The sequence below is a fragment of the Caballeronia sp. LjRoot31 genome (genome assembly GCF_964253885.1).
In the GTDB taxonomy this organism is placed as follows: domain Bacteria; phylum Pseudomonadota; class Gammaproteobacteria; order Burkholderiales; family Burkholderiaceae; genus Caballeronia.
Genome location: NZ_CAXURX020000002.1, coordinates 2,069,153 through 2,090,283, shown reverse-complemented (window position 1 = coordinate 2,090,283; position 21,131 = coordinate 2,069,153). Strand labels below are relative to the sequence as shown.

Genomic DNA, 21,131 nt, shown 5'->3' with positions numbered 1-21,131 from the left:
GTCAAAACAATGGAGACACAGCATGAAAAACATTCTTCGCGCACTCGGCGCCCCACTCGTTACATTAGCGCTGGCGGCGGGCGCCGTCTCGGCCAACGCCGCCGATAAAGTCACGCTCGGCGTTGCTATCCCGACGGCGACGCACGGCTTCACCGGCGGTATTGTCTGGTGGGCCAACGAGGCTAAAAAGGAACTGGAACAGGCGCATCCTGACCTGAAGATCATCATCAAGACCGCGGCCGGCGCGCCGGAACAAGCGAATCAGTTGCAGGACCTGGTGACGGTGAACAAGATCAACGCGCTGGTGATTTTCCCGTTCGAATCGGCTTCCTTGACGCAGCCGGTGGCGCAGGTCAAGAAGAAGGGCGTGTACGTCACCGTGGTGGATCGCGGGCTCACCGATACCAGCGCGCAGGACGCGTACGTAGCCGGCGACAACACCGCATTCGGCAAGCTGCCGGCTGAATATCTGGCGAAGACGATGGACGGCAAGGGTGATATCGTGGCGTTGCGCGGCATCCCGACCACGCTCGATAACGAACGCTGGACTGCGTTTGAATCGGTGATCAAGCAGCATCCCGACATGAAGATCCTGGATGCCAAATACGCCAACTGGAATCGCGACGACGCGTTCAAGGTCATGCAGGATTACCTGACGCGCTTCAAGCATATCGACGCGGTCTGGGCGGCCGATGACGACATGATGATCGGCGTGCTGAAGGCCATCGATCAGGCGAAGCGTACGGACATCAAGCAGGTGTTTGGCGGCGCGGGATCGAAGGAAGCGGTCAAGCGGATCATGGACGGTGACAAGCTGGTCCAGGCGGATGTGTCGTACTCGCCCAAGTTCATCTATGACGCGATCAAGCTCACAGCTGAAGCCCGTTTGAAGGGCGAAAAGTTGCCACCGACGACCATCATTCCTTCGGTGCTGATCACGAAAGACAACGCCAAACAGTTCTATTATCCGAATTCGCCGTTCTGAATTCCGGGCGGTTTGAACACAGCTACGTTAGCGGATCGATGCTCATGAAAACCATCAAAGGCCCCGCCATTTTCCTGGCGCAGTTTCTAGGCGACACCTTGCCCTTCGATAACCTCGCGCATCTTGCGGGCTGGGCGAAGGGCCTGGGTTACGAAGGTATCCAGGTGCCGTGCGATCTGCGGCTGATCGATCTCGAGCAGGCTGCAAAGAGCGATGCATATTGCGACGATCTGCTTCGCGTAGTGGAAGACGCGGGCGTTAGCATCACGGAGTTATCGACGCATTTGCAGGGGCAGCTTGTCGCGGTTCACCCAGCCTACGACACGCTCTTCGATGGTTTTGCCGCCGCGCATGTCCGCGGCGATCCCAAGGCTCGCACGGCTTGGGCGATCGAACAGGTCGGGTTCGCGGCGGCGGCATCGAAGCGCCTGGGGTTGAGCGCCCACGTGACGTTTTCCGGGGCGTTGGCGTGGCCTTATTTGTATCCGTGGCCGCAGCGTCCACAGGGTCTGGTGGAGGCCGCGTTCGAGGAACTGGCGCGGCGCTGGCGGCCGTTGCTCGACGCCTTCGATCAGGCTGGCGTGGACGTTTGCTACGAGTTGCATCCGGGTGAGGATTTGCACGACGGCGTGACCTTCGATCGTTTTCTTGCTGCTGTCGACCATCATCCGCGCGCGAACATCTTGTTCGATCCGAGTCACTTCTTGCTGCAGCAACTGGACTATCTTCAGTTCATCGATATCTATCACGAACGCATCAAGGCTTTCCATGTGAAGGACGCCGAGTTCCGCCCTAACGGCCGGCAGGGCGTGTACGGCGGTTATTCGGGGTGGGTGGATCGGGCAGGGCGATTCCGGTCGCTGGGCGACGGGCAGATCGACTTTGGAGCGATCTTTTCGAAGATGGCGCAGTACGATTTTCCCGGCTGGGCCGTGCTTGAATGGGAGTGCGCGTTGAAGCATCCGGAGGATGGCGCGCGGGAGGGGGCGGACTATATCCGCAAGCATATTATTCGCGTAGCGGATCGAGCGTTCGATGACTTCGCGGGAAGCGGCGCGAACGGTGAGCAAATACGGGAGGTGCTGGGGTTCGGGCCTTAAGACTCGGGCTTTAAGACTCGGGCCTCAAGACCCGGGTCTTGAAGCACCGAACGCCAGTCGATCACCCTGTCTCCAGGCCGACCCCGAATTTTCTTAGCCAAGACCCGGGCCAATCAGGATAAAGCTCGTCACGTCGGTCATCGTACGCGGTTGACGACCGGGACGCAGGCGTCCCGCGATTCGAACCAGGGTGCGATCATCAAGGTGAGCAGTGACTGCTCTCGCATACTGTTCCTGATCGAGTACAACGCGGGCCTTGATGATCTCGCCCTCACGCAAGAGCAGCGCCACGACTACCTCGCCGGCCCGATTTCCTTCAATATCGAATTCACCGTTCAGATGCTCGACTGTTCCGATGAAGACGTCGTCGCGGTCACGCTCGACCGCACGCAGTTCCCGGCGCACGTCGTCAATACGCCCGAAGTAATCGCTTCGAATCCTGATGTTCTCACCGGGCGTGGCGTCCTGCGGTAAGGCCACGGTTGTCGCCCAACGAAACGACATATCGATGTTGTTGCGCACGTCGTCATTGTGAAGACGAGTCAGCGCTTCGCAAAGATTCGACGAAACGACTGGCGAGGCCGCTGCCTTTTGCGAATCAACGAAACGGCTCAGCCCGTCCTCTTCGATGGCCCTGACGAGTTGGCGCACGCCATTTCTGGCGGTAAGCATGGTCATGCGCACAAACGAGTCGTTCGCGTGCGCGAGGTCGGGCATGGAAGGCGTTTCCATAGCGTCGACAGGACACGACACGCGGACCACGAAGCTGCCTCGCTCGGTATGTCCGAACCGAGCATGACCGGCAAGCTGTGTGGCTTCCGCCCTGTGCAGACGCGGATGATGAGTCTGGGGACGCAGTACGGTACAGGCCGACGCGAGCAAAATCTGCTCAGCGCCCAGCAGCAACGAAGCGGCGAACGACAAGGGCAGGCCGTCATCAACCGAGCCGCCGCTCGTCACGCGGTAGTAAATGGAGTCGTCACGCGAGATGGCAGCGAGCTGAACCAGGTCCGCCAGCTTCATACCCTGCAGGTCTGCGAGCTTGGACAATGCAAGTTCGCATGCCTCGGCGTAGTCCGGCGCATCCTGATCCATCGGAATAACGATCTGGCGACGCGGCGCGGCGGCGTGATGCATGACGTAAAGACGGTCCACGATGCCATCGGGCAGCGACTCCCATCCCAGCGATTTCACGAAATCACGCAGGCCTGACGGTGATAAATCTTTAATCGCCATGAGGAACTCGATAAGCGGGCGCTTTATAAGCAGGAATTTCTCGGCGCGAGATGCTCGCCATGAGTTTCATAAGACCGGTACCGTCGAACACTTGGTTCTTCGGAATTTTTACCGTAACGCCTGCGTGGTTGTCTGTGGGCGGCGCGCCGCGCAGACTGACCCAGTACGCGCATTTTCGCAGCACGAGTTGCTCGTGGGAGTGTGTCAGCCAGTCTTCGGCTTTCGGCGGCAGGAACAACACGGCAAGTATCCGCGGCGACGCGTGTGTTTCGCGGCGCAGATCGTCGTATTGCTGCGTGCCGGACAGGAAATAGGAGAGCGAGTCGCCATCGTCGAATGGCGGCTTGATGCTTGCCTTCAGCTGGACCTTGATGTCGACTTCGGTCAGGCTTCCGCCATTCGGAAATGGCTCCCAACCGGTGAGCATGGCATCGATCCCGGCATTGTCATCGTGCCGGTTGCTCGTCTTGCAGTTGACGCCCGCGTGGGATGCAATTGCGTGGAGGTAAGCGTAACTCAACTCCGATTCCCGATTTACTGCTGTGAGCGCTGTTGCCATGATCTTCCCGCAGTTCTGTTATCCATCGACAGGAAAGCATAGGGGAAACACGATTTTTCGACTTGTGGAAAAATTCGCTGCGACAAAATTTGACGCTTTGCTCAGGGCAAAAGAAAACGCCGACGCGAATGCGTCGGCGCAGAACTACCGGAAAGACCAGCCGCTTTTCAGCGGCCTCAGCTTCTTACGACCAGTCGGCGTGGAAACTGCCCTTCTTATCCACGCGTTCGAACGTGTGTGCACCGAAGAAATCGCGCTGTGCCTGAACCAGATTCGCCGGCAACGTCTCCGACCGGTAACTATCGTAATAAGCCACCGCCGACGAGAACGCCGGCACCGGCACACCCGCCTTCACCGCGGCCACGACCACGTCGCGCAACGCACCCTGATACTTCGTTGCGATGTCGGTGAAATACGGATCGAGCAGCAAGTTGTGCAAGTCCGGGTTGGTCTTGTAAGCGTCCGTGATCTTCTGCAAAAAGCCCGCACGAATAATGCAACCCGCCCGGAAGATCTTCGCGATCTGGCCATATTGCAGGTCCCACTTGTACTCTTCCGACGCCGCGCGCAACTGCGCAAACCCCTGCGCATACGAGACAATCTTGCTCAGGAACAACGCGCGTCGCACGGATTCCACAAACGCGTCACGATCGCCATCGAACTTCGGCGACGGTCCCGTCAACTGCTTGCTTGCTTCAACGCGCTGATCCTTCAGCGAAGACAGCACGCGCGCAAACACGGCTTCCGTAATCAGCGGCAACGGAGCGCCAAGGTCAAGCGCATTCTGGCTGGTCCACTTGCCCGTGCCCTTTTGCGCTGCACGGTCGAGAATGACATCGACCAGATCCTTGCCCGTCTCTTCATCCTTCTTCGAGAAGATCTTCGACGTGATCTCGATCAGGTAACTATCCAGTTCGCCCTTGTTCCACTCGACATACACGCGGCCCAGTTCTTCGTTCGACAAGCCTGCCACGCGCTTGAGCACGTCGTAGCTTTCGGCGATCAACTGCATGTCGCCGTATTCGATCCCGTTGTGCACCATCTTCACGTAATGTCCCGCGCCGTCCGGGCCCATGTACGCCACGCACGGTTCGCCGTCCGGCGCCTTGGCAGCGATCTCGGTCAGGATCGGCGCCACCAGGTCATACGCTTCCTTCTGGCCGCCCGGCATGATCGACGGACCTTTCAACGCGCCTTCCTCACCGCCGGACACACCGGTGCCAATGAAGTGCAGCCCCGACTTGGCGAGGTCGGTGTTGCGGCGGATGGTATCGGTGAAATGGGTGTTGCCGCCGTCGATCAGGATGTCGCCCTTGTCGAGGAGAGGACGTAGCGAGTCGATGGTGGCGTCGGTGCCCTGGCCGGCCTTGACCATCAGCAGGATGCGGCGCGGTTTTTCAAGCGACTCGACAAATTCTTCCAGCGTGTACGAAGGCACGAGTTTCTTGTCGGGATGCTCGGCTATCAGCTCGTCGGTTTTTTCGCGGCTGCGGTTGTACACGGATACCGCATGTCCGCGGCTCTCGATGTTCAACGCCAGATTGCGTCCCATGACGGCGAGGCCTACAACGCCGATTGCTTGCTTGCTCATGTTTCTCTCCGAATGACCGAAGCGCGGGCGGCTCGTGGCTACACACGCGACGGATGCGATTTGTCAATTGGGGCGGTGCCCGCGACGGCGTTCCGGACAGGCTCTCGCGCCGGGAAACAGTGGCGAAAGCGGCACGGACACTACGCGATCGGCCAGCCTGGCTGGCTTTTCTCGCGCGAACGCCGCGCGGAACGCGCAGACGGAGCGAGATTACCACTTTGACACGGCGCTGGCAGACATCGCACGCGCCCGCACGACCGGACAGCGGTTGGACAGCACGTCGGCAGTACGCTGGCCGCAACCGGGCAACACGCCTGACACCGGTCTAGAATGAGCATCCGCGACCGGTTCCAGGCGCGGCGCGACTCGCTTGAACCCAGGCGAAACAGGGCAACCGCATGGCGCTTCGGAAAAAGACTCAGCAAAAGACTCAGGAAAAGACTCACCCAAGGACTCACCATTACCACGTCTACGTGATCGAACTGGCCGACACCGTCTGGAACGAAGCGCGTTTCCGGCGCGCGAATCCGGATTACGTGCTCGGCATGCCCTTCGTTTACGTAGGCATGACGGGTATTGATCCTGACGTTCGTTTCGACAAACACAAGGCCGGCATCCAGTCGAACCGGTATGCGCGGGAATTCGGGCTGCGACTGTTGCCGCGGCTCTACGAACTGTATAACCCGATGCCTTACGAAGGTGCGCGGGAGATGGAAGTGGAATTGGCAATTGGCTTGCGGGAAGCCGGATACGGCGTCTGGCAGGCGTAGAAACCAGGCGGCGCCGTCGCATCCGCGGCCGGCGTTCTGATCAGACTAAATGCAAGGAGCGGGACATGCGGATTCTGGTGGTGGGTGCGGGCGCGATTGGCGGCTATTTTGGTGGACGGCTGCTCGACGCGGGCCGCGACGTGACATTCCTCGTGCGCGAGCGGCGGGCCGCGCAACTCGCGCAGACCGGCCTCAACGTGCGCAGCCCGAACGGCGATCTGTCCATACCCAATCCGCCCATCGTGCTGGCGAAAGACGTACGCGAGCCGTTCGACCTGATCCTGCTTAGTTGCAAGGCTTACGACCTCGACGGCGCCATCGAGTCGATAAAAACCTCGGTCGGCCCGAACACCGCCATCCTGCCGATGCTCAACGGCATGCATCATCTCGATGTGCTCGAAGCGCAATTCGGTGCGGAGCGCGTGCTTGGCGGTCAGTGCATCGCGGCCGTGACGCTCGATGCCGACGGCACCATCGTTCACTTGAACAAGCTGCATTCCATGGCGTTCGGCGAGCGCGCGGGGGGTTTATCCGCGCGAATTGAAGCCATCTCGGCGCAATTGTCAGGCGCGCAATTCGACGCGGTAGCCAGCCCCGAGATCATTCAATCGATGTGGGAAAAGTGGGTGTTCCTCGCAACGCTCGCGGCCGGCACATGCCTGATGCGCGCACCGGTCGGCGACATCATCGCGGCGCCGGGCGGCCAGAAACTGCTGCTCGATCTCTTCGATGAAGCCCGCGCCATTGCAACCGCGAACGGTTTTACGCCGGGGGAAGCCGTGGTCGCGCGTGCGCGGGGGATGTTCACGGAGGCCGGTTCCACGATCACTGCCTCGATGCTGCGCGATCTGGAGAACGGCGCGCGGATCGAAGCGGACCACGTGGTGGGCGATCTGATTGCGCGTGCCAAAGGGGCTAAAGATGTCCAGGGACCGATCAGCACGCCGGTTTTCTCAACGGCCTACACGCACTTGAAAGCTTACGAATCCCGCCGCGAACGTGGCGACGTCAAGGCTTCGTAAGCCGAATCGGGCGATGAGAACGGGATGGATGCCGTGCTGTTGCCTTTGTTGCCTCGCTGCCTGAAAAAATCCGCATCGCGCTTTAAACAGTCATTCCGTACTTTGAAGCAACGGGCATAACGCGTTACGCTTTGCGCTTCTCAAAAGTAACGCTCGCCGAACCATGCACGATCATGCCTTGCAAGAGCCGCTCGCCCCGCCGACTGTCGCGGAAATTTTTATCGGCTTCCTCACGCTCGGGTTGATCGCGTTCGGCGGCGCGTTGCCGCTTGCACGGCGCGAAATCGTCGATCGGCGCAAGTGGCTCACCCCCGACGAATTCGTCGATCTGCTGGGCCTGTGCCAGTTTTTGCCGGGCGGCAACGTGATCAACTTCTCGGTTGCGGTCGGCATGAAATTTCGCGGCGTGGCGGGGGCGCTGGCCGGGCTGCTCGGGTTGATCGTGGGGCCTTCGCTGATCGTGATCGGACTCGGCGTGCTGTATCAACGCACGCATCAAGACCCTCATATCCGCCATTTGTTCGCGGGACTCGCTGCGGCGGCCGCGGGCTTGCTGGTGTCGATGGCGATCAAGGTAGCGTGGCCGCTGCGGCACAAACTCTCCATGGCGGCGATCGCAGCCGTAGCGTTCATCGCGATCGCGTTGCTGCGCTTGCCGTTGTTGCCGGTCATGCTCGTGCTCACACCGGTTTCAATTTTCATCGCGTCGCGGGTGAATCGCGAAGTGAAGCCCGAAGCGAATCGGGAAGCGAAGCGCGGGGAGGGCCAATGAATCACGATCTCGTTTCGCTTGCGGCCATTTTCAGCCAGCTTTCACTGCTCGCTTTCGGCGGCGGCAATACCATCCTGCCCGAGATGCAGCGGCAGGTAGTGGACATACATCAGTGGATGTCGAAGGCGGATTTTTCCGCGCTGTTCGCGCTCGCGCAGGCTGCGCCCGGACCGAACATGATGATCGTGACGCTGATCGGCTGGCATGTGGCCGGCTGGCCGGGCGTGCTGGTGACATCGATTGCCAAGTTCGGCCCGTCGTCAATCGTGACGGTCGCGGCCATGCACGCCTGGGAACGCTTCAAGGACCATCCATGGCGGCGGTACGTCCAACTCGGTCTCATACCGATGACAGCCGGCCTGGTCGCGGCGAGTGCGTCGTTGATTGCCGAAGCATCGGACACCCGCTGGATACTCGCGGCCATCACGGCGGTCATCGCGTTCCTGTCGTTCAAGACCAAGCTGCATCCGCTGTGGTTGCTGGCCTTGGGCAGCCTGATCGGGCTGACCGGTTTCGGGCAGTTCTAGACCGGCACCGGCTTTGAAGGTGAAAGGCCGGGCCGGTTGCGGGCATGGGCCTTGGAGACAAGGATGGCATGAACATCGCGGAAAGTGAATTTGCCGCCCGCAAGCGGCGGTATTGGGAAGTGGAGCGGGACCTTTGCCGCGTCGCTGTGATCGGGCAAAAAGCCGCATCGAGCGCGTCTGGCCGTTGCTGAATAGAATGGCCTGAGTTTCGTTTCGAGGAGAAAGAACTGATGGCGATGACCACTGAATTCGCGCTTACTGCGCCGTCTCGCGATGAGATCGACGCGCTCGCCGGGCCGACAGTGATCGAATTCGGCACCGCCTGGTGCGGCTATTGCCGTGCGGCCCAGCCGCTGATTGCGGAAGCCTTCCAGGACCACGCCAGTGTCCGGCATTTGAAGATCGAGGATGGCAGCGGCCGCCCGCTCGGCCGCTCATTCCGGGTCAAACTCTGGCCAACGCTGATCTTCCTCGACAACGGGCTGGAGGTCGGGCGGGTCGTACGGCCGAAAAGTACATCGGAAATCCGCGATGCTTTCGCGCTGATCGACCATCCGGTTTCGCCATGACGAGGGTTTTTACCGATCATTCGGGGCGTGGTGTCCGGGAATATCATCGCTTCGAAGGGTAAAACGGACCACGGGCAAACCGGGCGCGGGAGTTGCGCACGCTGTCTTGCGCGCCGCTTCGGCAATGCGTGCGCGCGACGCCGTCCGCTCCGGCGTTACCCTGACCAGCAGGAGGTTCACCATGCCGCGTTTCGCCGCCAACCTCACCATGATGTACAACGAACACGCGTTCCTCGACCGTTTTGGCGCGGCGGCGCGTGATGGTTTCAAGGCGGTGGAATTCCTGTTCCCCTATGAATTTCCGCCAGCGGAGATCAAGGCCCAGCTCGTGGACAACGGCCTGAAACAGGTGCTGTTCAACGCGCCACCGGGCGACTGGACCGGCGGTGAACGCGGCCTTGCATCGTTGCCGGGACGCGAGGAGGAGTTCAGCCGGAGCATCGAGATCGCGCTGGACTATGCCGCGGCGCTCGGCAACGACCGGCTCCATGTAATGGCGGGGCTGATGGAAACGCCGCACGCAATGCAGCATTCGCGCGAACAGCATCGCGATGTCTATATCAAGAACCTCACGCTGGCCGCCAGCATGGCGCAAACGGCTCGTGTCACCATCGTGATCGAGCCGATCAATACGCGTGACATGCCCGGCTATTTCCTGAACCGGCAGGATGACGCGCAAGCGATCTGCGAAGAGATCAGCTTGCCGAATCTGCAAGTCCAGTTCGACTGCTATCACTGCCAGATTGTCGAAGGCGATCTGGCAGTCAAGCTTCGCCGCGACATGAAACGGCGCAACGCGGGTATCGGCCATATTCAGATTGCCGGCGTGCCCTACCGCAACGAGCCGGATACTGGCGAAGTCAACTATCCGTACCTTTTTGATCTCATCGATTCACTCGGCTATGGCGGGTGGATCGGCTGCGAATATCGGCCGCGCGCAGGCACGTCCGACGGTCTGAGCTGGCTCACGCCGTATCGTCATGCGGGCCGCGCATCATGACCATGCCGATAAGATCCGATGCGCCATGTCGGGGCCGGTGGTTCGCTTTGATAGCGCTGAATCAAGCGTTGAAACCACCCGCACGACGCTGAAACTTTTTGTGCGGCGTGATAGTCCACGGCAAAAAGCGAGTTCGCTTACGCTTCACGTCACCTGTTTTTTCACCCGCGGCGCCCATCGCGATTCGCGATAGATGCTGCTTTCAGGAGAGTTCACATGCAGATCACCGGAGAAATGCTGATCGGTGCCACGGCGGTGCGCGGAAATGACGCTACGCTGCATGCCTTCGATCCGGCGCGCGGCGTTGACTTGAAGCCGGCTTTTGGTGGCGGCGGAGCGTTGGAAGTCGCGCGCGCGGCAGAGCTTGCCGAGCAGGCATTCGATACCTACCGGCTCGCACCGCTCGAAACGCGTGCGCAATTCCTGGAAGCGATTGCGGACAACATCGCTGGGCTCGGCGATACGCTGATCGAACGCGCTCAAGCCGAATCCGCGTTGCCGAAAGCGCGCCTGGAAGGCGAGCGCGCCCGCACGATCGGGCAATTGAAACTGTTCGCATCGCTCGTGCGCGAAGGCCGCTGGCTTTCTGCCACCCTCGATTCACCGCAGCCCGAACGCAAGCCGTTGCCGCGTCCCGACTTGCGTTTGCAGAAGATTCCCGTTGGACCGGTTGCCGTGTTCGGCGCCAGTAATTTCCCGTTGGCGTTTTCGGTAGCCGGCGGCGACACAGCTGCCGCGCTTGCCGCGGGATGCCCCGTGGTCGTGAAGTCACATCCGGCGCATCTCGGAACATCGGAGCTGGTCGGGCGCGCGATCCAGAAAGCGGTGGCGGATTCAGGGTTGCCCGACGGCGTGTTCTCGCTCGTAGTTGGCGCGGGCAACGCGATAGGCGAAGCGCTGGTGGCGCATCCGGCTATCAAGTCGGTCGGGTTCACGGGCTCGCGGCGGGGTGGCCTGGCGTTGATCGAGATCGCATCCAGGAGGCGCGAACCGATTCCCGTGTTTGCCGAGATGAGCAGCATCAATCCGTTCTTCGTGCTGCCGGGTGCATTGGCGGCGCGGGCCGAATCGCTCGCGAACGGTTTCGTTGATTCAGTGACGCTCGGGGTCGGTCAGTTCTGCACGAATCCGGGTCTGGTGCTGGCGCTGGAGGGACCGCATTTGCAGGCGTTTATCGATTGTGCCGTGAGTGCTTTCGAAAAGAAGGGCGCTCAGACGATGCTGACGGCGGGCATCGCAGCCGCGTATCAGGAAGGCATTGCGCGGCGCGATGAGTCGGGCGTGGAGCGCGTTGCAACCGGCGCCGAATCCGATGCGTCGTGTCCGGCGCTGCCCGCGCTTTATACCGTGAGCGCCGAGAAATTCCTCGCCACGCCGCAACTCGAGGATGAGATATTCGGACCGACGTCGCTGATCGTGACTTGCCGCAGCGAGGACGAGCTACTGGACTTGGCACGGCGTATTGAAGGCCAGTTAACGGCGACGCTGCAAATGGAAAGCGACGACGTGCCGCTCGCTCGCCGCCTCCTGCCCATCCTAGAACGCAAGGCCGGGCGGATCCTGGCGAACGGTTTTCCGACCGGCGTTGAAGTATCGTATGCCATGGTGCATGGCGGACCGTATCCCGCAACTTCCGATAGCCGCGCGACCTCGGTTGGCGCGATGGCGATCGAACGCTTCTTGCGGCCGGTGTGTTACCAGGACCTGCCGCAGGCTTTGCTGCCGCTTGCACTTCAGGATGACAATCCGCTAAACCTGTGGCGCCTGCGCGATGGCGAACTCGGGCCCAACTGAACACGCGAATCAAACGAATCAAACTCAAACAACCAGGAGATGAAAACAGATGGAGCGCCGTTATCCCGATCCCGCCGTCCGAGTACTCGACTCGCGCTTTAACGCGCTGCGTGTCGGCATGGCGTCGGTCGAATGTTTGTATCAGGGGGCTCGCTGGTCGGAGGGCCCGGTCTGGTTCGGCGACAGCCGCACGCTGGTATGGAGCGACATTCCCAACAACCGCATGCTGCGCTGGGACGAGGAAACGGGCGAGGTCCGCCCGTTCCGCAAGCCCTCGAACAATGCCAACGGCAACACTCGTGATCGTGAAGGACGGCTGGTCACGTGTGAGCATCTCACGCGCCGCGTAACACGCACGGAGTACGACGGTTCGATCACCGTGCTTGCCGATCAATACAACGGCAAGCCGCTCAATTCACCGAACGACGTGATCGTGAAATCCGATGGCTCGATCTGGTTCAGCGACCCGACCTTTGGTATCGACGGCTTTTATGAAGGCGAGCGCAAGGACGCTGAGTTGAAACCGGCGGTGTATCGCGTCGATGGCAAGAGCGGCGAGATCACCCTGATGACCGACACGCTGATCGGCCCGAACGGACTCGCATTTTCGCCTGACGAGTCGGTGGTTTATATCGTTGATTCGCGTGCGTCGCCGCGCAAGATCCTCGCCTTCGATGTCTCTAACGATGGCCTTAAGCTGACAAACGAGCGCGAGTTGATTAATGCCGGGCAGGGCACGCCCGATGGTTTTCGCGTGGATGTGCACGGCAACCTGTGGTGCGGCTGGGGCATGGGCAGTGACGAACTGGACGGCGTCAGGATCTTCACGCCGCAAGGTGAGGCGATTGGACATATCGCGCTGCCCGAGCGCTGCGCCAACGTGTGTTTTGGAGGCCGTTATCGCAACCGCTTGTTCATGGCGGCGAGTCACGGCCTGTACTCGCTTTACGTCAACACGCAGGGCGTGATCGGCGGCTGAAACGTCACCCCGACATCACGCCGGCGCGTGTTTTTCCATCAGCTTTTCCGGCTGCGCAGGCACGACAAAACCGAAGCGGGCGTATAGCGTGTGAGCGCTCGTGGTGGTCAGCATCATCTTGCGCAAGCCCTGCAAATCCGGATGCGCCAGCAAGCATTCCACCAGCCATGTGCCCAGGCCGTCGCGTTGACGGCCCGGAAGCACAAACACATCGGCGAGATATGCGAAGCTCACGGTGTCCGTGATCGCACGCGCATAACCAATCTGCGTGTCGCGATGGAACAGGCCGAATGCCAGCGAATGCGCGGCAGCCCGCTCGACCTGCTCGCGCGAGATGCCGGGTGACCAATAAGCGACCTCGCTCAAGTAGCGGTGCACAACGTCGAAGTCGAACGTCGTGATGTCCGTGGTGACGCGATAATCGTCCCTCGACCATTCGGCAGCCATTCAACGCACCTTGTAGATACGGCCGGTTTCAAGACCCTCCACGCTGCGGCTGTATGCCAGTGCAACGCGCGCACCGGACGCCGCTTCGAAGCCGCGAAAATACGGCCCGAACGCTTCACGTGCTTCTTCGAGCATGGTCGCATTCACGACATTGATGCGCAGGCCGCGCGGCAGTTCGATCGCGGCTCCCCGCACGAAACCTTCAATGGCGCCATTAACCGCCGCCGCGCTTGCGCCGTATTTGATGGGTTCATCGCCCACGATTCCGCTGGTCAGCGTGAACGAGCCGCCGTCGTTCAGATAACTTTGCGCGACCAGCACGAGATTGACCTGGCCCATGAGTTTGTCGTCGAGACCAATGCGGAATTGCTCGGGAGTCATCTGCGAGAGTTCGCCGAAGTGGACATGCCCGGCAGTGGCAACAATGGCATCGACCTGACCGATCGATTTGAACAGCGCATGGATGCTGTCGATCTTCGTCAGGTCGACGCGGTGCGCGCCTCGCGTGGCGCCGATCTCGATGACTTCGTGACGCGGCTGGAATTCGGAGAAGACGGCGCGGCCGACTGTGCCGGTTGCACCAATGACGGCAATTTTCATGAGAGGCTCATCGAAGAAGAAACGGGCTCTCATTGTGCGTTTTACAGGCGGCTTGAACAAGCATCCCGTCGGTCTTTCTCAAGCGGACTTCAACGTCAACGGGTCGCGTGCGACGCGTCCGGCGAGAGCAGGAAGATCGATGCCGCCAGCTTGAACACCAGCACGACGCCGGTCACGAGCGCGGCAACGGGGAAGGCGCGCCATTCAGCGCCAAGCATGGGGCCAACCAGTACGACCGATGCGAAGCCGAGCACAACGGTAATCCAGCGTGCCCATTGCAGGCGGAACGCCACGCAAATATACAAGCCGCCAATCAACGCACGCGATGCAATAAGCGCGGCAACGGGCTCGCCCGGACCGGTCATCAGCGCCAGCCCCATCTCGGCCCATGACAGGGTGTACGCCAGCCCGAGGCACACCAGTGAAGTGGAGAGCGCACGCTCACGCCACGGTGCGCGCACGCTTTGCGTCTGCTGTAACGCTTCATTCGAATACGTATTGGTTGTGTTCATGCCGACCCCCGCCGCTTGGTTTTTCGATGCATCGTGCTGCATTCGTCTGATTCGTGGAAGTCTTATGCATGGGTCGTGCCAGATCGCACGAACGCTGGGAACATCGCTTGCTTTCAATTACCTGGAGTCCGCGCGGCGGCGATTTGCCTGACGAAAGGCCGCCGCTCTTTTCGCGGGTTTATTGGGACTACAGGGCAAAACAACGCAGAAAGCAGCGACACGACGCCACGACATTGCAACGATGCTGCATCCGATGGCAGGCTTTACACAGTCCACCGACCAGGAGTCCGGCATGACCACGACGAAACCGAAGGAACAGCACCCGCATTCGCATCGAGAGGAGGAGGACGTTGATCGCGCCGTGGAAGATACCTTTCCCGCCAGCGATCCACCCTCGACGGGCGGCGTGACACGGATTGAATCCGACGACGAGAAGGGCAAGCGCGAAAAGAAATAAGGGAAAATCTCCAAGACAGGAAAGGACCGGAAGCCGCATTGACTAGCTGCTTCCGGTCCTTTCCTTTCACAAACCGCGCCGAGTTATTCCTCGCGCCGCTGGATCTCGATCAGGCGCGATGGCCTGACATGATTGACGGCGAAATGCTTGCGGCCTCGCAAGTTGTAACCGTGGGGATCGCGCTCGACGAATTCATACTGCCGCTCCACCTCTTCCACGTCGGGCGCGACCATGCCCTTATCCACCACACTGAAGCCTTCCTCTAATGCGAGCGCCAGCCCGTTGCGCGCCGGACGGCTGTCGAAACCGCCCAGGCCGTCACCTTGTTCAAAGCGCGAATTCACTAGCGTTGCATCCACGCCGACATATGCGTTGGGGTTGTACTCGAGCATGGCTTCGTCGCGCGAGGCGTCGCGATTTTTTCCGTCGGCATCGACGGTATCGTCCAGCGTGCCGTCGTTGAGAACATCCATTGCCTGATGTTCGATGTTGGTCTTGCCGACCGGCCCAGCATGTTCCAGCGATAAATCAGATGTGCCGACACCCGCTTGCCCGAGCCCGGCTTCGCGTCCCTGCGCTGCTGCCGCCACATCGCCGGGTTTGGCCTTGGCGGTTTCAGTTTCAGGCTTCTTCAGCGGGCTGTCCGCCGCGCGCTGCGTTTGCTTGTCCTGCGATTCGTTGTTCTGTGCGTTGTTCATGATTCGCTCCGCCTGGTTCAGGTTAACAAAGAGACATCACGCAAGAAACATTCCGGATGACGGAGCCGGGTCAACCCCGCATTGGAATAAACCACGGGATAAAACAGCAGTAAATGTTCTAAGCCAAATTGATTTTTTTCAACCCAACGAGAGTTTTCTCAAGAGTATGATTTGTTGTTCGCCAGGCCTGCGTGCGCCACCGGACGGCCCCGTGCCGCTTGCCGGATTCGCGCGTTTCAAGCGAGCGGGAGACGACCATCGCGAATCCAGCGGGGCACTTAAAATCAGGGTGACTCATGCAATTTGACGCGGCATTTTCACATCGCGGCTACTTACTCAATTGTGCACCGGCACGTCAGGGCGACGGTTGTTTCCAACCCTACGTGGTCATCTCGCGATCGAGCGACGGTGAACTCGTGGCCAATCGTTTTTTCCCCGCCGACCTGCGCTTTGGCAACGCCGACGAAGCCATTGCGCATGCCCGCGACTGGGCGGTCCGATGGATCGATGCCAGCCACGTGAAGGTCGACCCCAAGTCCTGAGCGCGCGCCCGAACGGGTTTCGCGAACAGGCGGCAGTCTTGCAGAAAAACGGTTAATCTCGGGGCATCGTTCAGATCGTGCCGTTCAACGCGGCGTCATCCGCCCAAGCTCCCGACATGCCCAAGACTGTTTCCGTAGAAGATCAATTGCCCTCCCACGAATGGGGCCTCGACAAGATCGTGGCCGACTTGCGGGCATCGCGCGAGCAATTGCATCGCACGCGCCATCCGCTTGGAATCCGCGAATTGCCGTCGCGTGAAGCGATCGTGAAGATCGTCAACGGGCTGCGCTCGGCGCTGTTTCCCACCCATTACGGCGCCGCCGACCTGACCGCCGAAAGCGTGGACTATTACGTCGGCCACACGCTTGAGAGCACCTTGCGCCTGCTCTCCGAACAGATCCGCCGTGCCTTGCGTTTCCTGCCGGAGAACCACGACCTGAGCGATGCCGAACTCGGCGCGCACGCGTTCGGACTGGCGCGTGAATTCGGCACGCAGTTGCCGGCCATCCGGGCGCTGCTGGTAAGCGATATCCAGGCCGCGTTCGCGGGCGACCCCGCCGCGCAGCACATCACGGAGATCCTGCTTTGCTATCCCGGCATCTGGGCCATGACGCATCATCGTCTGGCGCATGCTTTGCATAAGCTCGGCGTGCCCTTGCTCGCGCGCTTTATCAACGAGATCGCGCACTCGGCTACGGGGATCGACATCCATCCGGGCGCGACGATCGGGCCAAGTTTTTTCATCGATCACGGGACGGGCGTGGTGATCGGTGAGACGGCGGTGATCGGCCAGCACGTGCGGGTGTATCAGGCAGTGACGCTGGGCGCGAAGAGTTTTCCGGCGGGCAACGACGGCGTGCTGGTGAAGGGCAACGCGCGCCATCCGGTAGTGGAAGATGACGTGGTGATCTATGCCGGGGCGACCATTCTCGGACGTGTGACCATTGGCCGCGGTTCGGTGATCGGCGGGAACGTGTGGCTTACGCATAGCGTGCCGCCGGGCAGTAACGTCTCGCAAGGCAAGGTCCGCGAAGGCGGTGCAGGCGACGCGCCGGACGATGGCCGCGGCGCGTGAACGTTACATAAGCCTCAGCGAGCTTTTTAGCTGTTCGATACGCTGAACGCGCTCGGATGTCCGACGATAGAAAGGAATTCGCGGCGCGTTGAAGGGTCGTCGCGGAACGTGCCCAGCATCCGCGATGTCACCATCGACGCACCCGCTTTATGCACGCCGCGCGTGGACATGCATTGATGCGTGGCTTCCAGGATGACACCAACGCCTAGCGGTTGCAGGACTTCTTCGAGTGTGTCGGCAATCTGCGCCGTCATCTTTTCCTGGATCTGCAGACGCTTCGCGAAGGCATCGACCAGACGCGCCAGCTTCGAAATACCGACCACTCGCTCACGCGGCAAATACGCCACGTGCGCCCGGCCAATGATCGGCACCATGTGATGTTCGCAGTAACTTTCGAAGCGAATGTCCTTGAGTACGATCATCTCGTCGTAACCCTGGACCTCCGAAAAGGTGCGGGCCAGGATCTCGCGAGGATTCTGCGAATAACCCGCGAAGAACTCTTCGTAAGAGCGGATGACGCGCGAAGGGGTATCGATGAGTCCTTCGCGGGCAGGGTTGTCCCCGGCCCAGCGGATTAGAACGCGAACGGCGGCTTCGGCTTCTTCGCGGCTCGGACGATCGGCGTGATCGGTTTGATCGTGGATGTCCGAAGATGCGTTAGGGGAGTTTCGCGTGGCGCTCATCGAGGGCTCCAGATGCAGGGTGCAAAGTCATGAAGTCCTCATTGTTCCACGTTTTACCGCATGGAAGACCCCGGTGGGATGTCGGGTATGCCGGGGTTAGTCAGGCGGGTAATCAAGTTTTCCCGCCGCCATCGATTCCCGAGCCGGTCTGCCAGACCTTTTTCCCTTCCTCCGACAGCTTGCCGGAGCTGTGATGCTTATCCGGTTCCGTCCCTTCCTGCGCAAGATGACCGCCGGGTTGTTCCCGCGCGCGCTGCTTTTCGCCCTTGCGTTGCGCCCGGCGTTCTTCTTGCGATCGGCCTGCGTAGTTGGTGTCTGTCTGCTTGTCCGTCATGTCGTCCTCCTTGAGTGAGTGACATGCAAAGCGGCGCAAGAGCCGTTCCATCGGCGATGGTTGCCCGATGCGCGGTATCAGCGATAGCGGGATAAACGCTCAGGCTGGTTGTCGTGCGCGGGCTTATATAGAGTGGCCCGGCGCTCGACTACTGGCTCACGTTATGAAACGTTTCCACATTGCACTTGCCATTGCCAGCCTCGAGACATCGATTGCCAATTACACGCAGCGTCTCGGCCAAGTGGTTGCGGCCCGAGGTACTTAAGGCAATTACTGACCCGACGCGTGTGCCCTGAGAAACGCCGCGTACCCATTCTGGGTCTTGAGGATCTTTTCGGCGCACTTGTCATAGTCCGACCCTTTCGCGCTGTCCGGGCCATACATACCGCGGCACTGCGCAAAGAGGGTTAGCGTCGTGCTCGCACCTTTCGCAGCACGAGTTGCCGAAAAGCTGGCCTTGCCCGAACCCGAAGGCACATCGGTGTCGATTGCGACCGCGTCCGCGCGCGTCACAGGCGTATCGGAATGCTGCTCGATGTAGCGTTTGGTGAGCGCCCAGGCGGCGTCGCAGTTCGCCGGTTCGCAATCGACAGCCGCATTGCGTTGAGCGTCGGTAAGGCCCGCTTCGTTGTGGAGGAATTGCTGCGCTTGCGCCGCCTGTTTTTCGGGGGACGAGCAAGCAGTGAGCACAAGCGCAACGAGCGCAAAAGCAACGATCTTTTTCACGAATAAAACTTCCCTAGCCAAGTTCGACCACGATTATAGCTGCGCGCCCGAAGCGTTCGCAGTTGCGCTCGAACGGCTTGCGCCAAGCATTTCCTGGCCGGGTTGGCCCGCCGTCTCGAAGGCATGCAATGCATGAGCCAAGGCGCTCCCTATTTCATTAGAGATAGTTTATCTAACTCGAACAGCCAATTTATCTGGTTTGTTAGTCGATCATAAGATAGATATCCTGCTTACAGCAGCGCCGATTCTGGCGTTGGCAGCCATAAATCGGCGAGCGACGACGGAAAGGCATCTTCGAGTCCGCTGACACTTCGCGATGCTTGCTTGGTACCCCCGAAGCCCAATCTCTCTTACCCTTTCCGGCCCGGAGCCGCATGCTCAGTTTTACCGGCGGTCTCGTCCTCTTTGCCGCCCTGCTTCACGCGAGCTGGAACGCGATGCTGCACGGCAACCGCGACCGGTTCCTGTCCATGACTTGGATGAGCATCGCCATTGCGGCGGTCGCAACGCTTGTGGTCCTGTTCACGCCGTGGCCGGCCGATGCGGCCTGGCCGTACATCGTCGCATCGGGGCTCGTGCATATCGTCTACAACGTGAGCCTCGTGCGGTCGTATCGACGCGGCGATCTGGCGCAGGCGTATCCGATCGCGCGCGGCTCGTCGCCGCTGCTTGTCACGATCGGCGCGGCGCTCTTCGCACATGAGGCGATCGGCCCCTTGCACGCGCTCGGCATCGCGATGATATCGGGGGGCATCATCGCGCTCGCGCTACAGGGACGTCACGTATCGCGCGCAGGTGCGCTGGCCGCGCTGACGACCGGCGCGACGATCGCGCTCTATACCGTGATCGACGGCATCGGCGTGCGGTTATCCGGCGGCCAGGCGCTCGCCTATACCGCGTGGATGTTCCTGTTCTATTGGCTGATGCCGGTGTTGTTCGTCGCGATGCGTGGGCTCGCGGCGCTGTGGACACCGGTACGGGCGGCGCCAATGGCGATCGGCTCATCGCTCGTCGGCGGCCTGGTGTCGATCGCGGCGTATGGCATCGTGATCTGGGCGTTGCAGTCGGGCGCGATGGGCGCGGTATCGGCGTTGCGCGAGACCAGCGTGGTGTTCGCGGTGCTGATCGGGCGGGTGTTTCTGCGGGAAGCGGTAAGTGGAAAGCGGTGGATCGCGTGCGTGATCGTCGCGGCTGGGGCGGTTTGTCTGGGGCTGTGACCCGGCAAAATTTCAAGCTGCATCCGACGCGTTGCTTTGCGCGCAACGATAGAAACTGAGAACCCCTCGCAACCTGTAAACTCTCCTCACGCCCGCACTTTTCCAGGAGATAAACCACATGCAATCCCCGTGGCGCACCATGGACCGCGCGACCCTCGACGCCGCCTACAGCAATGGCGATCCCCCCGCCGATTTTGAGACCCGCAGCGCAGCCTTCTACGCATCGCATCCGGGGGAACTCGACGTCAGGTACGGACCCGCCCCTCGCGAGCGCTTCGACTTCTTCCCGGTGTCGAACGGCGATCAATCCTCCGCGCCGACTTTCGTTTTTGTCCACGGCGGTTACTGGCAAAGCTGCGATAAAGAGCTCTGTGCCTTCGCCGCGCAGGGACCGCTTGCCCGTGGCATGAACGTGGTCGTAGCGGAATACACGCTGGCGCCCACCGCTCCGATGACGCAAATTGCCGGCGAGATCGGACGATTACTCGACTTCCTCGTCGAGCAAGGCCACACGACACTCATACTCGGCGGCCATTCCGCGGGCGGTCATCTCACGGCAATGCATCGTCATCATCCGGCGGTCAAATACGCACTGCCCGTTAGCGGCCTCTTCGATCTCGAACCCATCAGCGCGGGGCGGCTGAACGACAAGCTCGGGTTATCGGCGGAGGAAATCACGCGCTTCAGCCCGATGCGGCACATCGCTCACGGAGCACCGATGGTCGTCTCCGTCGGCGACGCGGAACGGCCCGAACTCATTCGCCATTCGCATGACTATGCCCACGCGTGCGCTGAGGCGGGTGAGCGTGTGACTTACGTGCCGGTGCCTGGAGCAGACCACTTTTCCATTCTCTACGACCTTGCCGACCCCGATGGTCTGCAACTCAAGGCGCTGGCTCAATTGATGGAGAATTGGAAGTAATTCGGAACCCTTA

Annotated in this window: 25 protein-coding genes; 15 read left to right on the top strand and 10 right to left on the bottom strand. The window is 60.7% G+C overall.

Features of this window, described 5'->3' with window-relative positions; all coding sequences use genetic code 11:
- The first annotated feature begins 22 nt into the window (after positions 1-22).
- Positions 23-985: a substrate-binding domain-containing protein gene (locus ACSQ8V_RS27650; RefSeq protein ID WP_436207813.1), complete on the top strand. Its 963-nt coding sequence runs from the start codon at positions 23-25 to the stop codon at positions 983-985.
- A 44-nt stretch (positions 986-1,029) separates the two neighbouring features.
- Positions 1,030-2,085 carry a sugar phosphate isomerase/epimerase family protein gene (locus ACSQ8V_RS27645; RefSeq protein ID WP_436207812.1) on the top strand — a complete coding sequence of 352 codons (1,056 nt, stop codon included), beginning with the start codon at positions 1,030-1,032 and terminating at the stop codon, positions 2,083-2,085.
- 93 nt (positions 2,086-2,178) lie between these two features.
- On the opposite strand, the gene ACSQ8V_RS27640 is transcribed toward ACSQ8V_RS27645, so the two are convergent.
- The 3 genes from ACSQ8V_RS27640 to gndA all read right to left on the bottom strand — a co-directional run bounded on the left by ACSQ8V_RS27640 (position 2,179) and on the right by gndA (position 5,471).
- Positions 2,179-3,321 carry a hypothetical protein gene (locus ACSQ8V_RS27640; RefSeq protein ID WP_436207811.1) on the bottom strand — a complete coding sequence of 381 codons (1,143 nt, stop codon included), beginning with the start codon at positions 3,319-3,321 and terminating at the stop codon, positions 2,179-2,181.
- Positions 3,311-3,880 (bottom strand): DUF4365 domain-containing protein, encoded by a 570-nt coding sequence (locus ACSQ8V_RS27635; RefSeq protein ID WP_436207810.1) that lies wholly within the window; start codon positions 3,878-3,880, stop codon positions 3,311-3,313. Before ACSQ8V_RS27635 ends, ACSQ8V_RS27640 begins: the two co-directional genes overlap by 11 nt.
- A gap of 184 nt (positions 3,881-4,064) precedes the next feature.
- Positions 4,065-5,471: an NADP-dependent phosphogluconate dehydrogenase gene (gene gndA / locus ACSQ8V_RS27630; RefSeq protein WP_213766062.1), complete on the bottom strand. Its 1,407-nt coding sequence runs from the start codon at positions 5,469-5,471 to the stop codon at positions 4,065-4,067.
- Between the two features lie 398 nt (positions 5,472-5,869).
- Between gndA and ACSQ8V_RS27625 the strand changes: the two genes are divergently transcribed.
- The 8 genes from ACSQ8V_RS27625 to ACSQ8V_RS27590 all read left to right on the top strand — a co-directional run bounded on the left by ACSQ8V_RS27625 (position 5,870) and on the right by ACSQ8V_RS27590 (position 12,904).
- Complete coding sequence (locus ACSQ8V_RS27625; RefSeq protein WP_436184741.1) at positions 5,870-6,241, top strand: hypothetical protein; 372 nt, start codon at positions 5,870-5,872, stop codon at positions 6,239-6,241.
- Positions 6,242-6,306: 65 nt separating this feature from the next.
- Entirely contained in the window at positions 6,307-7,263 is a 957-nt protein-coding gene (gene panE, locus ACSQ8V_RS27620) for a 2-dehydropantoate 2-reductase (protein WP_436207809.1), read from the top strand.
- 163 nt (positions 7,264-7,426) lie between these two features.
- Positions 7,427-8,035 carry a chromate transporter gene (locus ACSQ8V_RS27615; protein WP_436207808.1) on the top strand — a complete coding sequence of 203 codons (609 nt, stop codon included), beginning with the start codon at positions 7,427-7,429 and terminating at the stop codon, positions 8,033-8,035.
- The gene (locus ACSQ8V_RS27610; RefSeq protein WP_213766066.1) at positions 8,032-8,562 is read left to right on the top strand and encodes a chromate transporter; all 531 of its coding nucleotides are present in this window, start codon (positions 8,032-8,034) and stop codon (positions 8,560-8,562) included. The genes ACSQ8V_RS27615 and ACSQ8V_RS27610 overlap by 4 nt, the downstream gene beginning before the upstream one ends.
- 230 nt (positions 8,563-8,792) lie before the next feature.
- Positions 8,793-9,131 carry a thioredoxin family protein gene (locus ACSQ8V_RS27605; protein ID WP_436207807.1) on the top strand — a complete coding sequence of 113 codons (339 nt, stop codon included), beginning with the start codon at positions 8,793-8,795 and terminating at the stop codon, positions 9,129-9,131.
- A gap of 181 nt (positions 9,132-9,312) precedes the next feature.
- Positions 9,313-10,131, top strand: coding sequence for a 2-oxo-tetronate isomerase (gene otnI, locus ACSQ8V_RS27600; RefSeq protein ID WP_436207806.1), 819 nt, complete (start codon positions 9,313-9,315; stop codon positions 10,129-10,131).
- A 216-nt stretch (positions 10,132-10,347) separates the two neighbouring features.
- Positions 10,348-11,925 carry an aldehyde dehydrogenase (NADP(+)) gene (locus ACSQ8V_RS27595; protein ID WP_436207805.1) on the top strand — a complete coding sequence of 526 codons (1,578 nt, stop codon included), beginning with the start codon at positions 10,348-10,350 and terminating at the stop codon, positions 11,923-11,925.
- Between the two features lie 49 nt (positions 11,926-11,974).
- Entirely contained in the window at positions 11,975-12,904 is a 930-nt protein-coding gene (locus ACSQ8V_RS27590; RefSeq protein ID WP_436207804.1) for an SMP-30/gluconolactonase/LRE family protein, read from the top strand.
- Between the two features lie 15 nt (positions 12,905-12,919).
- On the opposite strand, the gene ACSQ8V_RS27585 is transcribed toward ACSQ8V_RS27590, so the two are convergent.
- The 3 genes from ACSQ8V_RS27585 to ACSQ8V_RS27575 all read right to left on the bottom strand — a co-directional run bounded on the left by ACSQ8V_RS27585 (position 12,920) and on the right by ACSQ8V_RS27575 (position 14,463).
- On the bottom strand, positions 12,920-13,351 hold the full coding sequence (locus ACSQ8V_RS27585; RefSeq protein ID WP_436207803.1) for a GNAT family N-acetyltransferase: 432 nt from the start codon (positions 13,349-13,351) through the stop codon (positions 12,920-12,922).
- The gene (locus ACSQ8V_RS27580) at positions 13,352-13,951 is read right to left on the bottom strand and encodes a short chain dehydrogenase (RefSeq protein ID WP_436184733.1); all 600 of its coding nucleotides are present in this window, start codon (positions 13,949-13,951) and stop codon (positions 13,352-13,354) included. It lies immediately after the preceding gene.
- A 95-nt stretch (positions 13,952-14,046) separates the two neighbouring features.
- A complete protein-coding gene (locus ACSQ8V_RS27575) occupies positions 14,047-14,463 on the bottom strand; it encodes a hypothetical protein (RefSeq protein WP_436207802.1) in 417 nt (138 codons plus the stop codon).
- A gap of 292 nt (positions 14,464-14,755) precedes the next feature.
- Here ACSQ8V_RS27575 and ACSQ8V_RS27570 point away from each other — a divergent pair, with 292 nt between their 5' ends.
- Positions 14,756-14,920, top strand: coding sequence for a hypothetical protein (locus ACSQ8V_RS27570; RefSeq protein ID WP_213766074.1), 165 nt, complete (start codon positions 14,756-14,758; stop codon positions 14,918-14,920).
- An 83-nt stretch (positions 14,921-15,003) separates the two neighbouring features.
- Here ACSQ8V_RS27570 and ACSQ8V_RS27565 read toward each other — a convergent pair whose 3' ends face one another.
- Entirely contained in the window at positions 15,004-15,618 is a 615-nt protein-coding gene (locus ACSQ8V_RS27565) for a DUF3005 domain-containing protein (protein ID WP_436207801.1), read from the bottom strand.
- Positions 15,619-15,914: 296 nt separating this feature from the next.
- Between ACSQ8V_RS27565 and ACSQ8V_RS27560 the strand changes: the two genes are divergently transcribed.
- Together ACSQ8V_RS27560 and epsC are read left to right on the top strand one after the other, a co-directional pair.
- A complete protein-coding gene (locus ACSQ8V_RS27560) occupies positions 15,915-16,160 on the top strand; it encodes a hypothetical protein (RefSeq protein ID WP_213766076.1) in 246 nt (81 codons plus the stop codon).
- A 116-nt stretch (positions 16,161-16,276) separates the two neighbouring features.
- Positions 16,277-17,236 carry a serine O-acetyltransferase EpsC gene (gene epsC / locus ACSQ8V_RS27555; protein WP_213766077.1) on the top strand — a complete coding sequence of 320 codons (960 nt, stop codon included), beginning with the start codon at positions 16,277-16,279 and terminating at the stop codon, positions 17,234-17,236.
- 26 nt (positions 17,237-17,262) lie between these two features.
- On the opposite strand, the gene folE is transcribed toward epsC, so the two are convergent.
- The 3 genes from folE to ACSQ8V_RS27540 form a co-directional block, all read right to left on the bottom strand.
- Complete coding sequence (gene folE / locus ACSQ8V_RS27550; RefSeq protein WP_436207800.1) at positions 17,263-17,919, bottom strand: GTP cyclohydrolase I FolE; 657 nt, start codon at positions 17,917-17,919, stop codon at positions 17,263-17,265.
- A gap of 112 nt (positions 17,920-18,031) precedes the next feature.
- Positions 18,032-18,253 carry a hypothetical protein gene (locus ACSQ8V_RS27545; RefSeq protein ID WP_436207799.1) on the bottom strand — a complete coding sequence of 74 codons (222 nt, stop codon included), beginning with the start codon at positions 18,251-18,253 and terminating at the stop codon, positions 18,032-18,034.
- A 270-nt stretch (positions 18,254-18,523) separates the two neighbouring features.
- Positions 18,524-18,979: a hypothetical protein gene (locus ACSQ8V_RS27540; protein WP_436207798.1), complete on the bottom strand. Its 456-nt coding sequence runs from the start codon at positions 18,977-18,979 to the stop codon at positions 18,524-18,526.
- Positions 18,980-19,353: 374 nt separating this feature from the next.
- On the opposite strand from ACSQ8V_RS27540, the gene ACSQ8V_RS27535 reads away from it, so the two are divergent.
- Positions 19,354-20,196, top strand: coding sequence for an EamA family transporter (locus ACSQ8V_RS27535; protein ID WP_436207797.1), 843 nt, complete (start codon positions 19,354-19,356; stop codon positions 20,194-20,196).
- A gap of 118 nt (positions 20,197-20,314) precedes the next feature.
- Positions 20,315-21,118: an alpha/beta hydrolase gene (locus ACSQ8V_RS27530; RefSeq protein WP_436207796.1), complete on the top strand. Its 804-nt coding sequence runs from the start codon at positions 20,315-20,317 to the stop codon at positions 21,116-21,118.
- Positions 21,119-21,131 lie beyond the last annotated feature (13 nt).

What these genes read in the sequence shown, in the direction of transcription:
- ACSQ8V_RS27560 (WP_213766076.1), top strand. Translation starts at nt 15,915, where the DNA reads ATGCAATTTGACGCGGCATTTTCACATCGCGGCTACTTACTCAATTGT.
- ACSQ8V_RS27585 (WP_436207803.1), bottom strand. Translation starts at nt 13,351, where the DNA reads ATGGCTGCCGAATGGTCGAGGGACGATTATCGCGTCACCACGGACATC.
- ACSQ8V_RS27595 (WP_436207805.1), top strand. Translation starts at nt 10,348, where the DNA reads ATGCAGATCACCGGAGAAATGCTGATCGGTGCCACGGCGGTGCGCGGA.
- ACSQ8V_RS27565 (WP_436207801.1), bottom strand. Translation starts at nt 15,618, where the DNA reads ATGAACAACGCACAGAACAACGAATCGCAGGACAAGCAAACGCAGCGC.
- ACSQ8V_RS27590 (WP_436207804.1), top strand. Translation starts at nt 11,975, where the DNA reads ATGGAGCGCCGTTATCCCGATCCCGCCGTCCGAGTACTCGACTCGCGC.
- ACSQ8V_RS27615 (WP_436207808.1), top strand. Translation starts at nt 7,427, where the DNA reads ATGCACGATCATGCCTTGCAAGAGCCGCTCGCCCCGCCGACTGTCGCG.
- ACSQ8V_RS27535 (WP_436207797.1), top strand. Translation starts at nt 19,354, where the DNA reads ATGCTCAGTTTTACCGGCGGTCTCGTCCTCTTTGCCGCCCTGCTTCAC.
- ACSQ8V_RS27650 (WP_436207813.1), top strand. Translation starts at nt 23, where the DNA reads ATGAAAAACATTCTTCGCGCACTCGGCGCCCCACTCGTTACATTAGCG.
- ACSQ8V_RS27575 (WP_436207802.1), bottom strand. Translation starts at nt 14,463, where the DNA reads ATGAACACAACCAATACGTATTCGAATGAAGCGTTACAGCAGACGCAA.
- gndA (WP_213766062.1), bottom strand. Translation starts at nt 5,471, where the DNA reads ATGAGCAAGCAAGCAATCGGCGTTGTAGGCCTCGCCGTCATGGGACGC.
- ACSQ8V_RS27570 (WP_213766074.1), top strand. Translation starts at nt 14,756, where the DNA reads ATGACCACGACGAAACCGAAGGAACAGCACCCGCATTCGCATCGAGAG.
- ACSQ8V_RS27640 (WP_436207811.1), bottom strand. Translation starts at nt 3,321, where the DNA reads ATGGCGATTAAAGATTTATCACCGTCAGGCCTGCGTGATTTCGTGAAA.
- ACSQ8V_RS27530 (WP_436207796.1), top strand. Translation starts at nt 20,315, where the DNA reads ATGCAATCCCCGTGGCGCACCATGGACCGCGCGACCCTCGACGCCGCC.
- otnI (WP_436207806.1), top strand. Translation starts at nt 9,313, where the DNA reads ATGCCGCGTTTCGCCGCCAACCTCACCATGATGTACAACGAACACGCG.
- ACSQ8V_RS27605 (WP_436207807.1), top strand. Translation starts at nt 8,793, where the DNA reads ATGGCGATGACCACTGAATTCGCGCTTACTGCGCCGTCTCGCGATGAG.
- folE (WP_436207800.1), bottom strand. Translation starts at nt 17,919, where the DNA reads ATGAGCGCCACGCGAAACTCCCCTAACGCATCTTCGGACATCCACGAT.
- epsC (WP_213766077.1), top strand. Translation starts at nt 16,277, where the DNA reads ATGCCCAAGACTGTTTCCGTAGAAGATCAATTGCCCTCCCACGAATGG.
- panE (WP_436207809.1), top strand. Translation starts at nt 6,307, where the DNA reads ATGCGGATTCTGGTGGTGGGTGCGGGCGCGATTGGCGGCTATTTTGGT.
- ACSQ8V_RS27610 (WP_213766066.1), top strand. Translation starts at nt 8,032, where the DNA reads ATGAATCACGATCTCGTTTCGCTTGCGGCCATTTTCAGCCAGCTTTCA.
- ACSQ8V_RS27635 (WP_436207810.1), bottom strand. Translation starts at nt 3,880, where the DNA reads ATGGCAACAGCGCTCACAGCAGTAAATCGGGAATCGGAGTTGAGTTAC.
- ACSQ8V_RS27645 (WP_436207812.1), top strand. Translation starts at nt 1,030, where the DNA reads ATGAAAACCATCAAAGGCCCCGCCATTTTCCTGGCGCAGTTTCTAGGC.
- ACSQ8V_RS27580 (WP_436184733.1), bottom strand. Translation starts at nt 13,951, where the DNA reads ATGAAAATTGCCGTCATTGGTGCAACCGGCACAGTCGGCCGCGCCGTC.
- ACSQ8V_RS27625 (WP_436184741.1), top strand. Translation starts at nt 5,870, where the DNA reads ATGGCGCTTCGGAAAAAGACTCAGCAAAAGACTCAGGAAAAGACTCAC.
- ACSQ8V_RS27545 (WP_436207799.1), bottom strand. Translation starts at nt 18,253, where the DNA reads ATGACGGACAAGCAGACAGACACCAACTACGCAGGCCGATCGCAAGAA.